The 16,121-nt window shown below is 43.8% G+C and carries 13 protein-coding genes and 1 pseudogene; 10 read left to right on the forward strand and 4 right to left on the reverse strand.

What is annotated here, in order from left to right; all coding sequences use genetic code 11:
* Positions 1 to 92: 92 nt before the first annotated feature.
* Both uvrA and uvrB read right to left on the reverse strand, forming a co-directional pair.
* Entirely contained in the window at positions 93 to 2,930 is a 2,838-nt protein-coding gene (gene uvrA / locus DWW43_RS08215; protein ID WP_008401783.1) for an excinuclease ABC subunit UvrA, read from the reverse strand.
* A gap of 318 nt (positions 2,931 to 3,248) precedes the next feature.
* Entirely contained in the window at positions 3,249 to 5,237 is a 1,989-nt protein-coding gene (gene uvrB, locus DWW43_RS08220; protein WP_008401782.1) for an excinuclease ABC subunit UvrB, read from the reverse strand.
* Positions 5,238 to 5,457: 220 nt separating this feature from the next.
* Here uvrB and DWW43_RS08225 point away from each other — a divergent pair, with 220 nt between their 5' ends.
* The 10 genes and pseudogenes from DWW43_RS08225 (at position 5,458) to DWW43_RS08275 (ending at position 14,015) form a co-directional block, all read left to right on the forward strand.
* Positions 5,458 to 6,657, forward strand: a complete 1,200-nt coding sequence (locus DWW43_RS08225) for a class I SAM-dependent rRNA methyltransferase (protein ID WP_119963270.1) — start codon at positions 5,458 to 5,460, stop codon at positions 6,655 to 6,657.
* 63 nt (positions 6,658 to 6,720) lie between these two features.
* Positions 6,721 to 7,326 carry a transglutaminase family protein gene (locus DWW43_RS08230; RefSeq protein WP_008401776.1) on the forward strand — a complete coding sequence of 202 codons (606 nt, stop codon included), beginning with the start codon at positions 6,721 to 6,723 and terminating at the stop codon, positions 7,324 to 7,326.
* Positions 7,327 to 7,532: 206 nt separating this feature from the next.
* Positions 7,533 to 8,162, forward strand: a complete 630-nt coding sequence (gene upp, locus DWW43_RS08235) for a uracil phosphoribosyltransferase (RefSeq protein ID WP_008401775.1) — start codon at positions 7,533 to 7,535, stop codon at positions 8,160 to 8,162.
* Positions 8,163 to 8,178: 16 nt separating this feature from the next.
* On the forward strand, positions 8,179 to 9,120 hold the full coding sequence (locus tag DWW43_RS08240) for an HD domain-containing protein (protein ID WP_119963271.1): 942 nt from the start codon (positions 8,179 to 8,181) through the stop codon (positions 9,118 to 9,120).
* Between the two features lie 19 nt (positions 9,121 to 9,139).
* The gene (gene rlmD / locus DWW43_RS08245; protein WP_119963272.1) at positions 9,140 to 10,609 is read left to right on the forward strand and encodes a 23S rRNA (uracil(1939)-C(5))-methyltransferase RlmD; all 1,470 of its coding nucleotides are present in this window, start codon (positions 9,140 to 9,142) and stop codon (positions 10,607 to 10,609) included.
* A gap of 264 nt (positions 10,610 to 10,873) precedes the next feature.
* A pseudogene (locus DWW43_RS12340) lies at positions 10,874 to 10,975 on the forward strand (cell filamentation protein Fic); the annotation flags it as partial.
* A 54-nt stretch (positions 10,976 to 11,029) separates the two neighbouring features.
* Complete coding sequence (locus DWW43_RS08260; RefSeq protein ID WP_119963273.1) at positions 11,030 to 11,581, forward strand: histidine phosphatase family protein; 552 nt, start codon at positions 11,030 to 11,032, stop codon at positions 11,579 to 11,581.
* Positions 11,582 to 11,648: 67 nt separating this feature from the next.
* Positions 11,649 to 12,095 (forward strand): hypothetical protein, encoded by a 447-nt coding sequence (locus tag DWW43_RS08265; RefSeq protein ID WP_243104438.1) that lies wholly within the window; start codon positions 11,649 to 11,651, stop codon positions 12,093 to 12,095.
* A gap of 60 nt (positions 12,096 to 12,155) precedes the next feature.
* The gene (locus tag DWW43_RS08270) at positions 12,156 to 12,632 is read left to right on the forward strand and encodes a dihydrofolate reductase (protein WP_119963275.1); all 477 of its coding nucleotides are present in this window, start codon (positions 12,156 to 12,158) and stop codon (positions 12,630 to 12,632) included.
* Positions 12,633 to 12,647: 15 nt separating this feature from the next.
* Entirely contained in the window at positions 12,648 to 14,015 is a 1,368-nt protein-coding gene (locus DWW43_RS08275; protein ID WP_119963276.1) for an MATE family efflux transporter, read from the forward strand.
* A 27-nt stretch (positions 14,016 to 14,042) separates the two neighbouring features.
* Here DWW43_RS08275 and DWW43_RS08280 read toward each other — a convergent pair whose 3' ends face one another.
* Positions 14,043 to 15,341: a HAMP domain-containing sensor histidine kinase gene (locus DWW43_RS08280; RefSeq protein WP_119963277.1), complete on the reverse strand. Its 1,299-nt coding sequence runs from the start codon at positions 15,339 to 15,341 to the stop codon at positions 14,043 to 14,045.
* 95 nt (positions 15,342 to 15,436) lie between these two features.
* Positions 15,437 to 16,120 carry a response regulator transcription factor gene (locus tag DWW43_RS08285; protein ID WP_008401766.1) on the reverse strand — a complete coding sequence of 228 codons (684 nt, stop codon included), beginning with the start codon at positions 16,118 to 16,120 and terminating at the stop codon, positions 15,437 to 15,439.
* Position 16,121 lies beyond the last annotated feature (1 nt).

Consider the following 16,121-nt stretch of genomic DNA (forward strand, 5'->3'; position numbering starts at 1 on the left):
TTCTATATCTCTAATTCCTCTATATCAATTCTACACATTCTATAAAACTGATATCTATATAAGAGCTTAATTGTATTCTCTATCTTCACACTTTATAAATACCGCTTCAGATATTGTCCGGTATATGAATTCTCACATTCTGCGATCTCCTCCGGTGTTCCCTGTGCGATCACTGTTCCACCGCGAACACCGCCTTCCGGTCCCATGTCGATGATATAATCGGCAGTCTTTATAACATCCAGATTATGCTCGATAACAACTACGGTATTTCCACTGTCACTAAGTCTGCGAAGAATATCCACCAGACGATGAACATCGGCGAAATGAAGTCCGGTCGTCGGTTCATCCAGAATGTAGATCGTCTTTCCGGTTCCACGTCTGGCAAGCTCCGTCGCAAGCTTTACTCTCTGTGCCTCTCCTCCGGATAAAGTGGTAGATGGCTGTCCCAGACGGATATAGCCCAGGCCAACATCCTTTAACGTTTCGATCTTTCGCAGAATGCTTGGAACATTTGCAAAGAACTCGCAGGCTTCATCCACAGTCATATCCAGAACATCATAAATGCTCTTACCTTTATATTTTACTTCCAGTGTCTCACGATTGTACCGCTTGCCACCGCATACCTCACAAGGAACATAGACATCCGGCAGGAAATGCATCTCGATCTTGATGATACCATCACCACGGCAGGCTTCGCATCGTCCACCCGATACATTGAATGAAAATCTTCCCTTCTTATATCCTCTTGCCTTGGCATCCTTTGTATTTGCAAACAGATCACGGATCATGTCAAATACACCTGTATAGGTTGCCGGGTTCGATCTCGGGCTTCTTCCGATTGGTGACTGATCGATATTGATCACCTTATCGAGTGCATCGTAACCCACGATGTGATCATGATGTCCCGGTTTGATACGGCTCTTGTTCAGTCTTCTCGCCAGCTTCTTATATAAGATCTCATTTACAAGTGAGCTCTTTCCCGAACCGGATACACCAGTCACGCATACCATAATACCCAGTGGTATATTCACATCAATATGCTTCAGGTTGTTCTCATACGCATTCTGAACGGTCAGCCAGCCCGTTGGCTTTCTTCGTACCTCCGGTACCGGAATCTTTTTTCTTCCGCTTAAATAATCACCGGTAATCGAGTTCTCATTTTTCATGATCTCCTCTGCTGTACCTTCCGCAACAACATAACCACCATTTTCACCGGCTCCCGGACCGATATCTATAATATAATCTGCTGCACGCATCGTATCTTCATCATGCTCTACCACAATCAGAGTATTTCCAAGATCACGCAAATGCTCCAATGCTCCGATCAGCTTATCATTATCTCTCTGATGCAGACCAATACTTGGTTCATCCAGAATATAAGCAACTCCCACAAGCCCGGAACCGATCTGTGTCGCCAGACGGATTCGCTGTGCCTCTCCACCGGACAATGTGCCTGTAGAACGATAAAGTGCCAGATAATCAAGGCCTACATCGATCAGAAAATGCAGTCTCGCCCGGATCTCCTTTAAAACTGCCCCGCCGATCAGCATCTGCCGGTCTGTCAACTTAATATTATCCATAAAGTTTGTAAGATCCTCGATCGACATTCTGGTCAGATCATCAATATTCTTATCGGCGATCGTAACAGCCAGTGCTGTCGGTTTCAGACGTTTTCCTTTACATTCTTCACATGGCGTGATCGTCATAAAAGTCTCATACTCGGCCTTGGTCGTCTCACCTCCGGTCTCCCGATATCTTCGCTGGACATTCTTGATCAGTCCTTCAAATGTAATATCATAGACGCCTTCTCCACGCTGTCCTTTATAGTGAACCTTTACCGGACGGCTGTTCTTGCCATATAATAACAGATCTTTGATCTCATCACTGTAATCCTGAAATGGTGTGTCCAGTGAGAAATGATATTCCTCTGCCAATGCACGAAGTACTGCATTTGTGAAACTCTTTCCATCATTACAGGACTGCCAGCCCAGCACAACAATTGCCCCTTCATTGATCGACAGCTTGGTATCCGGGATCATCAGATCCGGATCAAATTCCATCTTAAATCCCAGACCGGCACAACATGGACATGCGCCAAATGGATTGTTGAATGAAAAGCTTCTGGGCTCGATCTCATCAATGCTGATTCCACAATCCGGGCAGGAAAAGCTGTCAGAGAAATTCAAGATTTCATTTTCTCCATCTGTATTTATAACCTCAATCTTCATCAGACCTTCTGCCATCCGCAGAGTTGTCTCTACAGAATCTGTCAGTCTTCGTTCCATATCAGGACGAACGACCAGACGATCCACAACAATATCAATATTATGCTTCTTATTCTTATCCAGCTTGATCTCCTCGGATAACTCATACATACTGCCATCAATGATCGCACGGACAAAACCGCTCTTTGCCGCCTTCTCCAACAGCTTCACATGTTCCCCTTTTCTGCCTCTTATAACCGGTGCGAGTACCATGAATTTTGTCCGTTCCGGCAATTGCATGATATCGTCTACCATCTGATCCACGCTCTGTTTGCTGATCACTTTTCCACATTTCGGACAGTGTGGGATTCCTGCTCTTGCATATAACAGACGGAAATAATCATAGATCTCCGTTACTGTTCCGACTGTGGATCTCGGATTCTTATTTGTCGATTTCTGATCGATCGATATCGCAGGCGACAGGCCCTCGATCTTCTCGACATCCGGCTTCTCTGCCTGTCCAAGGAACTGTCTTGCATAGGAAGATAAGGACTCCATATAGCGTCGCTGACCTTCGGCATAGATCGTATCAAATGCCAGTGAGGATTTGCCCGAACCGGACAGACCTGTCACAACGACAAATTTATCTCTCGGAATCTTCACATCTATATTCTTCAGGTTATGTTCTTTTGCACCTTTAATCGTAATATACTTAATATCACCCATTTCGGTTGACCTTCTTTCTGCTCATTTTATTTGAATCTTATAAACATGTATGATCATTATATTTATTATTACTTTTATACAATATGAAAGATACATTACATATTATTCCGTAAGACGCTTCCGCTCGTATCCTCGTGCAGCGGTACATAAAGTTGCAAAAAACGCAACTTAAGTACCGGCCTCGGATAAGGCTTACTTCATAATAGTAATGATATCTTTCATATTAGTTTAACAACTAATATTCAAACAAATAATAATATGATCATACATGTTTATACACTTTCAATTAGTACGACAGCATGATCTGTATTGTATTTTCTACTTATCATAATCTCGTAAAGCTTCTTTATATTTTTTCAGCTCATCACGGACGATCGCTGCCATTTCAAAGTTCAGGTCGGCGGCTGCCATGTTCATCTTCTTTGTCAGCTTATCGATCATTGCTTTCAGCTCTTTCTTTGTCATGGATTCAATATCTTTCTCTGCATCCACAACCGGTTTATCTTCTGTGACTTCATTTGTAATAAGATCACGGATACTCTTCTGGATCGTCTTCGGTATGATCCCATGTTCCTTATTATAAGCATCCTGAATCTTTCGACGACGATTTGTCTCCGAGATCGCACGTTTCATGGAGTCTGTCATCATATCTGCATACATGATAACATGACCTTCTGAATTTCTCGCAGCACGTCCGATCGTCTGGATCAATGAAGTCTCCGAACGCAGGAAGCCCTCTTTATCTGCATCCAGGATAGCCACCAGTGTGATCTCCGGAATATCAAGTCCCTCACGAAGGAGGTTGATACCAACTAATACGTCAAATACACCCATTCTGAGATCACGCACGATCTCTACACGCTCCATTGTATCAATATCAGAATGAAGATATTTGACCTTAATGCCATTCTCACGCAGGAAATCTGTCAGATCCTCTGCCATACGTTTTGTAAGTGTTGTAACCAGAACCTTGTGTCCCTGTTCTGTCTCTTTCAATATCTCTGACATCAGGTCGTCGATCTGTCCTTCTACCGGACGGACATCCACCGGTGGATCCAGCAATCCGGTCGGTCGAATGATCTGCTCGGCCCGGAGCAGCTCATGTTCTGCTTCATATTTGGATGGTGTCGCCGATACAAATAACACCTGATCTAACTTCGATTCAAATTCTTCAAAGTTTAACGGACGGTTGTCCAATGCGGATGGCAGACGGAATCCATAATCCACCAGATTCTGTTTTCTGGAACGATCACCTGCATACATTCCTCCGACCTGCGGAATCGTCATATGCGACTCATCTATGATCAACAGGAAATCATCACCGAAGAAATCCAGCAATGTGCTCGGAGTCTCCCCGGATTCTCTGCCGGATAATGGTCCTGAATAATTCTCGATACCGGAGCAGAAGCCTGTCTCCCGCATCATCTCTATATCAAAATTTGTCCGTTCTTCAATCCGCTGCGCTTCGATCAGCTTATCATTTTCCTTAAAATACTGTACCCGTTCAGCCAATTCCGCTTCGATCTTTGTAAGTGCACGTTCCAGCTTCTCATGTCCGACAACATAATGAGAAGCAGGAAAGATACAGGTAAAATTCAAACTGCGCCTGATCTCCCCGGTCAACGGATCAAATTCACAGATACGGTCGATCTCATCACCAAAAAATTCAACCCGCACAGCATCTTCAAATGTCGATACCGGAAGGATCTCCAGCACATCCCCGTGTACACGGAATGTTCCACGGTGGAAATCCATATCATTTCTGACATACTGGATATCCGTCAGTTCATCGATCACCATATCCCGATCCTTGATCATTCCGACACGGAGCGACAGCATCTGCTCCCGGTATTCATCCGGATCACCGATACCGTAAATACAGGATACCGAGGATACGACCACAACATCTTTTCTGTCGATCAAGGCTGCTGTTGCACTGTGACGCATCTTGTCAATATCATCGTTGATCGCAGAATCCTTCGCTATATAAGTATCAGTCGATGCCACATATGCTTCCGGCTGATAATAATCATAATAAGAAACAAAATATTCTACCGCATTTTCCGGAAAAAATTCCTTCATTTCCGAATATAACTGTGCCGCCAGCGTTTTGTTGTGCGCAAGCACCAGCGTCGGTTTATTCAGTTGTGCTATTACATTTGCCATGGTAAATGTCTTACCGGAACCGGTTACACCTAACAGGGTTTCAAACTGATTTCCTTCTTTAAATCCATCCACCAGCTCTTTGATCGCCTGCGGCTGATCACCGGTCGGCTGATATTCTGATACTAATTTGAAATGATCCATTATGTTCTCCTGATATATCTATATAAATACAATCAATATTCTTATTATTGTTCTCTGTCTAATATATCATTCCATTTAAAAAAAGTACAGAGCAAATCGAATATTTGTTCTTTATTCTGTAAGAACCTTCTGCTTCCCACTGTTTCATCCGCAAAGCGGATTTAAAAAACATGCCATCCATGATATACTATAATTTATCAAAAAATGAACGAGGTGTAACATGAGCGCAATCGTAACATTAAAGAAGGGCGAGGGCAGAACCATCAAAGCCGGCGGCGCCTGGATTTATGACAATGAAATAGATACCATCATGGGGAGTTTTGAAAACGGGGATATCATCATTGTAAAAGACTTTGACGGATATCCGATGGGAAAGGGATTTATCAATACGAATTCCAAGATCACTGTCCGTATGCTGACACGTCACGTCGATACCGAGATCAATGAAGATTTCTTCCGCATGCGTCTGCAGGCAGCATGGGATTATCGTAAGAAAACCGTAGATACAAGCAGCTGCCGTATCGTATTTGGCGAGGCAGACTTCCTACCCGGTATTGTGATTGACAAATTTGAAGATGTGCTAGTCGTTGAGTCACTTGCACTTGGAATTGACAGAGTTAAAAATTTGTTAATAAATATTTTAAAAAATGTCCTTAAATCAGATGGTATAATAATCAAAGGTGTTTATGAGCGTAGCGATGCTAAAGTTAGAATAAATGAAGGGATGCAGCCATTCAAGGGATTCATTGGGGATGAATTCGACACGAACGTGGAAATTATTGAAAATGGCGTACACTATATTGTTGACGTAAAAGACGGTCAGAAGACCGGCTTCTTTCTTGACCAGAAATACAACCGACTTGCGATCCAGCGTCTTTGTAAGGATGCAAAAGTTCTTGACTGTTTCACACACACAGGCTCTTTTGCGCTGAACGCCGGAATTGCCGGTGCCACAAGCGTACTGGGTGTAGATGCTTCCGCACTTGCGGTCAGACAGGCACAGGAAAATGCAAAGCTGAACCATCTGGAGGATTCGGTTACATTTATCTGTAAAGATGTCTTTGATCTGCTCCCTGAACTGGAAGAACAGGGCGAGAAATTCGACGTTGTAATTCTGGATCCACCTGCATTTACAAAATCACGCAACTCAATTAAAAACGCTGTAAAAGGTTATCGGGAAATAAATCTGAGAGCCATGAAGCTCGTTAAAGATGGCGGCTTTCTTGCCACCTGTTCATGCTCCCATTTCATGGACTATGAACTCTTTACAAAAACCATCGGGCAGGCTGCTTCCAACTCTCACAAACGACTGAGACAGGTTGAATTCCGTACTCAGGCTCCTGATCATCCGATTCTGTGGGCTGCAGATGAATCATATTATCTGAAGTTCTACATATTTCAAGTAACCAGCGACAAATAGCTGGAGTTTCAGAGATTGGTTCTCTGTCATTTATCTTACTTGTAATACTTTTGGGAGGTAAACATGAAGCTAATACAGAGAAATAGGGATGCAGCATATCTACAGTATGATAAATATGTCGATTTCGACAATCCCATGGTTATGGAGAAGGCTATGGATCTTACCAAAAACTGCAGATCTGTTTACGAAAAAATAGAAACCATATATTATTTTGTCAGAGATGAAATTGATCACACCTGGGACGCCAAAGATTCCACGATCACGATCTCTGCATCAGATGTTCTGGAAAAGAAAACCGGTATCAGCTATTCAAAGGCAAATCTGTTAGCCGCACTGATGCGTGCAAATGGTATTTACACCGGATTCTGCTACCAGAGGATCAAACGATTCACATATGATAACAAGCTGGCACTTCATGCACTGAATGCAGTATTTGAACCGGATGTCAAGAAATGGATCCGCTTGGACGCCAGAGGAAACAATTACCAGTTTCAAGCTGATTTCTCGATCAACGAACGAAATCTTGGATATGAGATCCGACCGGAGCTTGGTGAATTTGAATTCGACGATCTGATCGCGGTTCCTCTTCCATCGACAATGGCAGTTCTGGAAAAGAGCACAAATGCGATCAAAATGTACTATAACGATCTGCCGGACTACAACGATTAATATTATATTTTACAAAATCATCGGTCCTGCCGACCGACAGTTTTTCCTGATCATTCTAAAAACTGTTCTGTTGGCGCGGTCGATGATTTTTTATGTCTGTCTGAAATGATTTCCGTTGATTTTTCCGGTATCGCAGGGTTTAATTTCCTGTTGTCTTATGGTAGAATTATACACAGTTAAAAATTTTACGAAAAGGGGTTACCGATATGAGTAATGTCACAATTATGAATCATCCTTTGATCAAACACAAAATATCAATGTTAAGAAACGAGAACACCGGAACAAATGAATTCCGTACACTTGTAGAAGAAATCGCTATGCTTATGGGCTACGAAGCACTTCGTGATCTGCCTACAGAAGATGTAGAGATCAAGACTCCGATCGAAACCTGCAAATCTCCTATGATCGCAGGCAAAAAGATGGCAGTTGTACCGATCCTCCGTGCCGGTCTTGGCATGGTAAGCGGCATCCTTGCTCTGGTTCCATCAGCAAAGGTTGGACACATCGGGCTCTACAGAGACCCGAAGACACACGAGCCGCATGAGTATTACTGTAAACTGCCGGATCCGATCGAGCAGAGAACAATCCTTGTTGTTGATCCAATGTTAGCAACCGGCGGTTCCGGTTCCGAAGCTGTTTCATTTATCAAACAGCACGGCGGCAAGAATATCAAATTCATGTGTATCATCGCTGCTCCCGAAGGTCTGGAAAGACTTCAGAAGGATCACCCGGACATCCAGATCTATGTTGGTCAGCTTGACAGATGCTTAAATGAAAATGCTTACATCTGCCCGGGTCTCGGTGATGCCGGCGACAGAATTTTCGGAACAAAATAACAGGAAGGCTTACATTATGAGATATATACACGAGCTTCGCGAAGGCGAAATGGTTTCAGAGGTTTACCTCTGCAAAAACAAGATCACAGGAAAGACAAAATCAGGTAAATCCTACTATTCTCTGCAGCTGGTAGATGCCAGCGGAACAATGGATGGTAAGATCTGGGAACTGAACAGCGGAATTGGGCATTTTGAATCCATGAACTATGTTAAGGTTGACGGTCAGGTTACCTCATTTAACAACACTCTCCAGTTGACAATTAAGAAGATCCGTATCGCTGAAGAAGGGGAATACGATATCAACGACTATATGCCATGCACGAAGAAAAATGTCGATGAAATGTTTGACAAGCTGCTTGGCATTATCGCAACGATCGAAAAGCCTTACTACAAAAAGCTTCTGGAAAGCTTCTTTGTAGAGGACAAAGCTCTTGCAAAAGAATTCAAAAAGCATTCGGCTGCCAAATCCATTCATCATGGATTTGTCGGTGGTCTGTTAGAGCACACTCTGGCAGTTACCAGCATGTGTGACTACTACACTACATACTACCTGATCTTAAATCGTGACCTGCTCCTGACTGCTGCCATGCTTCATGACATCGGCAAGGTCTATGAGCTTTCAACATTCCCGGAAAATGATTACACAGATTCCGGTCAGTTACTTGGTCACATCGTAATGGGTACTATGATGATCCGCGACAAGATTCGTGATTCTGTTCCGGAATTTCCTGCAAAGGAAGCAAACGAACTGGAGCACTGTATCCTCTCCCACCACGGCGAACTGGAATACGGCTCTCCAAAGAAGCCTGCCCTGATCGAAGCACTTGCATTATCATTTGCCGATAATACAGATGCCAAGATCCAGACATTCATGGAAGCATTAGACAGCAAGGACGAGACCGGCTGGCTTGGTTACAATAAAATGATAGAAAGTAATATCCGCAGATCTACAAAATAAAGGATACGATATTTATTTTATGGAACTTAAAAAGAACAGTATATATACAATAGAAATAACGGACATGGGAAATGAGGGAGAAGGCATCGGCCATCTCTCTCTTTCTGATGTAGCAAATAACAAAACAGGCACAGACATTTCCACGAAAGCTTCATCCGAAGATGGAAATAACGTGCAGAATATCACTGTATTTGTCAAAGATACAGTGATCGGTGACGTAGCCGAGATCTCGATCATGAAAGCAAAAAAATCGATCGCCTACGGACGGCTGGTTCGCCTGATCACACCATCCCCTTACCGCGTAACTCCGGTCTGCCCAGTCGCAAAGAGCTGTGGTGGATGCAGTCTTCAGCACATTTCCTATGAGAAGCAGTTGGAATACAAATGGAATAAAGTAAGAGAATGTCTGCGCCGGATCGGCAAGATTGAGAATCCCGATACTCTGATGGAACCAATCTATGGTATGAAAGAACCATACCACTATCGAAATAAAGCACAGTTTCCGGTTGGCAGAGACAAAAACGGCAATATCGTGATCGGCTTCTATGCCGGCAGAACCCATTCGATCATCGATTCCGATACCTGTGCGATCGGTGCAGAAGTAAATGATCAGATTCTGCCGATCATCCGCGCATTTCTCACGGAATATAACATTTCCACTTATAACGAAACAACCGGACAGGGTCTGGTACGTCATATTCTGACTCGTGTTGGGTTTACAACCGGCGAAGTTATGGTCTGTCTCATCGTAAATGGAAAAAAACTACCTCATGCAGATGAACTCATCTCCCGTCTGACAAAAATTTCCGGAATGACTTCAATCTGCCTGAACATCAATACAGAAAAAACAAATAAGATTCTTGGACCAACCTGCAAAACACTGTGGGGCAGTCCATACATCACAGATTATATCGGCAATGTAAAATACCGGATCTCACCTCTATCCTTCTATCAGGTAAACCCTGTGCAGACTAAGGTACTTTATGAAAAAGCATTGGAATATGCAGATCTGAACGGCGAGGAAACCGTCTGGGATATGTACTGCGGCATCGGAACCATCTCCCTGTTTCTTGCTCAGAAAGCAAAACAGGTATACGGTGTGGAGATCGTTCCTCAGGCAATCCTGGATGCCCGTAAAAATGCGGAACTTAACGATATCCACAACGTCGAATTCTTTACCGGAAAAGCGGAGGAAGTCGTTCCTGCCATTTACGAAAAAGGCGGCGATGGTTCCCATGCAGATGTCGTCGTTGTCGATCCACCAAGAAAAGGCTGTGACAAGGTACTCCTTGACACCCTGATCCGGATGAATCCAAAACGGCTTGTCTATGTAAGCTGCGATCCCGCAACCCTTGCCCGTGACATCGCCATCCTCACTCCCGCCGGCTACCACCTCGAAAAAGTCGCTGTCGTCGACCAATTTGGTCACACCGGGCACGTTGAAACTTGCGTTCTCTTAGAGAAGACAAGTGCAACGCACGAAGTCTGAACTTAGAAACGCAGTTGTTCTGGCGAGCGAAGCGAGAGCAGAACCTCCTTGAACCTTGTCAAGGAGCGTTAGCGACGCAGAGAAGCATTAGCACTGACCATGCGATAGCTGTCCACGATTGGCGTGCACGAAGTGCAAAGACAGCGTAGGAAAGAGGAATGTGTAATGCTCCAGATTATGTCCTTAGGCTGTTGGCATACTATATTAAAACGGAAAACATGGTGAAAGATAAGAGCAACGAGAAAATATGAGAAATTTGGAAATGATACAGTCTGGTTATCACTTGACCAGATGGCAGAACTGTTTCAAAGGGATAAATCAACTATATCGAGACATATTAAAAAGATATTTGAGGAAAGAGAATTGGATGCTTGTCAGACATTCGGAAGATAAAAAATTATATCTATAGGAGATACAACAATGTTATACATCATGCGACATGGAAAAACAGACTGGAATGCCATGCGGAAACTACAAGGTCGGACAGACATTCCATTAAATGAAGAAGGACGCCAGATGGCGGAGCATGCCAGAACAGAATATGCCGATATCCATTTTGATATCTGCTACTGCTCTCCCCTTATCCGAGCAAAGGAAACAGCCGAGATCGTATTAAAAGGGCGGAACATTCCGATCATAACGGACGACCGGTTAGAAGAAATGAGTTTTGGCAGCTATGAAGGAACCGCAAACTGCATAACTACTCCCGGCTGTCCAATAAAAGATCTCTTTCTTGATCCGGCAAACTATAAAGTTCCAAAGGATGGTGGAGAAAGCTTTGAACAGCTATTTGCAAGAACAGGAGAATTCCTGAAAGAGGTTGTAAAACCACAACTGGACGAGGGAAAAGATGTCCTGATCGTAGGACATGGAGCTATGAATTCCAGTATCATCTGTCAGGTCAAAGGGATCCCGCTGTCAGAATTCTGGAGCGCAGGAATCGAGAACTGCAAACTGAAACGTATACTATAAATATCATTTATAAATCCAAACAAAAGCAACACAGTTCATTCAATAGCAAATGAGGAGATATTTGAAAATGAAGACCTACAACTTCTATGGTTGGGAACAGGCAACCGTTCCTGCCATAACAAACAAGTATAAAGGAATCCATACACCACAGGATCTGTATGACAGATTATCTGATATCTGGTGTGCTGATACTTGCGCACCAAGACTGCGTGATGGCTGGACACCGGAGAATAAAACCTTGGGGCAGTGTTCTATCACAGCATTTCTGGTTCAGGACATCTTTGGCGGCAAGGTGTATGGCATCCTGCGTCCCGGCGGAAACTATCATTGCTATAACGATGTCAACGGTCATATATTTGACCTGACCAGTGAACAGTTTGGTGATGAGACTCTTTCTTATAAGAACAATCCTGAGCAGTTCCGTGAAGTACATTTTGCAAAAGAAGAAAAACGTTTAAGATATGAATATCTGAAACAACAACTGGCATGCTTAAACCAGCAATCCACTTGCTGATTTTCGTAAGATCAGGTATGCTGAAAAATAAATATGACATCTGAGAAAGGAACCCATACTATGATAGGATTAATCGTCGCACGTTCAAAAAATAATGTAATTGGAAAAAATGGACAGATCCCATGGCGGATCAAAGGAGAACAGAAACAGTTTAAAGAACTGACAACAGGGAATACTGTGGTTATGGGACGTAAGTCATATGAAGAGATCGGACATCCTCTCCCGAACCGAATGAATATCGTTGTGTCAAATACTGCCAATTACTCCGGTGAAAACCTGCTTACCGTTCATTCTTTACAGGAAGCTCTTGATGCTGTAAAAGAGGGAAATATCTATATCTCCGGTGGATATGGGCTGTTCAAAGAGGCACTTCCACTGGTTGATACGATGTATATCACAGAAGTTGATACTGTCGTTGAAGACGGAGATGTCTTCTTCCCAGAATTCAATGCAGATGAATTCGATATTACAACCGGTGAATCCGGTGGTGACGACATTATATTTACCCGCACGACCTACACCCGCAAGAAACTGTAAACAAGGACAACTCACATGAATACACAGACAACGAATGAAAATCCTCTCGGCACTCGACCCGTAAAAAAATTATTAATGCAATTTGCTATTCCAAGTATAGTAGCCATGCTGGTCAGCTCTCTTTATAACATTGTTGACCAGTTTTTCATTGGGCGAAATGTCGGTGAACTCGGAAATGCCGCAACCAATATTTCATTTCCACTTTCCATATCCTGTATCGCGATTGCTCTGCTGTTCGGCATCGGCGGCGCATCTGCTTTTAATCTGGCTATGGGAAAAGGAGAAAAGAAAAAAGCAGTTTATTATATCGGCAATTCCGCTGTCATGCTCTTTGGCTGTGGTGTAATTTTAACCACGATCACCCTGCTGTTCTTAGAGCCTCTGCTCCGTTTCTTTGGATCTCCCGACAATGTACTTTCCTATGCAAAAACTTACACAGGCATTGTTGCGATTGGTTTTCCTTTCCTGATCCTCACGACCGGAAGCGGTCATCTGATCCGGGCAGATGGCAGACCAAAGATCAGCATGATCTGTAACCTTACCGGAGCCGTGATCAACACCATCTTAGATGCTCTGTTTGTATCCGTTCTTCAGATGGGTATGACAGGCGCAGCCATCGCAACCGTTATCGGTCAGGTAATATCCGCCGGTCTTGTCATCTGGTTTTTATCCCACTGTAAGACTGTAACGATAAGAAAAGAACATCTCCGCATCAGTAGACCGATCATAGCGAGAGTCACATCCCTTGGTACTGCTCCTTGCAGCAATCAGCTTGCCATGATGATCGTACAGATCATTATGAACAAATCTCTCAAATACTATGGCTCCCTTTCCATCTATGGCGAAGCAATCCCTATCGCCTGTGCCGGAATCATCACAAAAGTAAATCAGGTATTTCTATCTCTGATTATCGGTATATCACAAGGCTTACAGCCAATCACCAGCTATAACTACGGTGCAGGAAAATACAAACGGGTAAAGTCTGCCTATCTGTTCGCCTCTACCTGTGGATTTGTGATCGCGCTCATTGCGTTTCTATTATTCCAGTTTGTGCCAAGGCAGATCATATCCATTTTCGGAAATGGCTCCGAAAGCTACTTCCAGTTTTCGATCAGCTATTTTCGTATTTTTCTGTTCTTTACGTTTATAAACTTTATGCAGCCGATCACTTCGAACTTCTTTACATCGATCGGCAAACCGAAAAAAGGAACATTCCTGTCATTGACCAGACAAATCCTGTTCCTTCTTCCATTATTAATTATTCTGCCGCTTTTTATGGGTATTGATGGCATTATGTATTCCGGTCCTATCGCCGATGGACTTGCCGGAGCGGTCGCCATCTTCATGGTCTTTAACGAATTCCGCACCAGACCTTTCCGCTAAAGAGGTTGTTGTTGTTCAACCTCTTTTTTACTCACACATCGGGAAACGGACAATAAATCGGGTGCCGATCTCCGGACGGGATACGACCTGGATCGTGCCGGAGTGAGCATCGACGATCCATTTGGCTATGGAAAGTCCCAGGCCGGAACCGCCGGTCTCGCTGTTTCTCGCTTCGTCCGATCGGTAGAATCGTTCAAAGATATGAACGACATCTGACGACTCCATTCCGATGCCCTCATCCTGGATCATATAACTGACATAACCGGATTCCAGCATAACTCCTAATGTAATATCCGCACCATCCGAAGAATACTTTGCCGCATTCTGTACAAAGATCCGGATGGACTGTTTGATCATGGCTATATCACCTGTCATATATGCAGGATCTGTGCCCCGAAACAGATAGCGGTGCTTCTCATCGATCATCTGGGATTCCTCCCAGACCTCACTGACCATCTGATTCAGATCCAGTTTCACTTTATTCAGAGTATTTCTTCCGCTGTCACCCCGCGCAAGGAACAGAAGCTGTTCTACCAGCTCCTTCATGTGCTGGGACTCATTCTTAAGGGCTTCGATGGATTCTGTCAGAACCTTTTCATCCTCTTTTCCCCATCGATCCAGCATATTCACGTATCCCTGGATCACAGCAATAGGTGTCCGAAGCTCATGTGATGCATCCGATACAAACCGTACCTGCCGCCTTTCGTTTTCCTTCATATTCCGAAGCAGGTTATTCAACGCGATCTCAATACTTTTCAATTCCTTGTCTCCGGTATGGACTCCCTGTTCGGCATCATCCGGAGAAATATGTGATATTGCCTGTTCCAGATGATCCATCTGATTCTGGTCAAACGTCTTTGCAGACTTCTTATCGGAACGTTTCTTCTGGTCCTCCATACCATTTTGCTCAAATGACATCTTACTGATCTGTTCTGCCTTTACCGCCAGATCATTTAACGGCTTCAGCTTTCTTCTGACAACAGAAGTCCGGAATAACGCAAAGAACAACACAAATCCTTCTGCCGATAACAGTATGATTCCCGGTACAGCTACCAGATCCCTTACATCCCGGAAATCATATGCATATGATTTCCGGTCATTTCCATCGATCACATATTCCAGTGTATGCTTTTCTTGATTGACATTAAAATAATAATGCTCACCTGTTACCTGACCCGGAAGCTTTGTGGTACACCAGTACATCCAGGTTCCCATAATAAGAAAGGCAATGATAATATTGATTCCTATTACATTGCCTACTTCCTTCAGCCAGAAGCTGATATTTATTTTTCTGGCGATCGAGGTCATCCTCTTATTTTCATTCATCCGTGATACCTTTTCTTATACATTCTTTCAATCTTGCTCTTGTTTCTGCATCTACCCTTATCATCAGACCGTATACTCTATCCCGTTACACCTTCCTATGATTCCCTGATCACATAGCCTACGCCTCGTACCGTTGTGATCAGCTTGATACCGAACCGGTCATCGATCTTCGTACGCAGATACCGGATATATACATCTATGATATTTGTCTCACCGACATACTCATAACCACAGACAATATTCATCAGCTTTTCCCGATCCATGACGATATTCTTATTCTCCATCAGAGTATGCAGAAGCTCAAATTCCCGATTGGTAAGCTCCACCGGTTCTCCCGCCACCATTACCTCATGCCGGTCGGTATCCAGGCTGACCCCATGGATCTCTAGCTTATGTGTCTCCTGCCGGTCGGTGCTTTTCCGCTTCAGCGCTACACGGATACGAGCCAGAAGTTCTTCGATCGCAAATGGCTTCGTAATGTAATCATCCGCTCCCGCATCCAGCCCGGACACCTTGTCCATTACCGCATCCCTTGCAGTAAGCAGCAGGATCGGAACATTATTTCCTTCTTTACGAATACGGCGAAGGACCTCCAGACCATTTAGCCTTGGAAGCATAACATCCAGCACGATCAGGTCAGCATGTTCTGATAGTGCCAGATCCAGACCTGTCCGCCCGTCAAATGCCTTTATTACTTCATAGCCTTCATGAACCAATTCCAGCTCTACAAATCTGGCAATCTTTTCTTCATCCTCTACAATCAAAATCTTCCGGCTCATC

It is taken from the genome of Clostridium sp. AF15-41, assembly GCF_003604095.1.
Classification (GTDB): Bacteria; Bacillota; Clostridia; order Lachnospirales; family Lachnospiraceae; genus Coprococcus.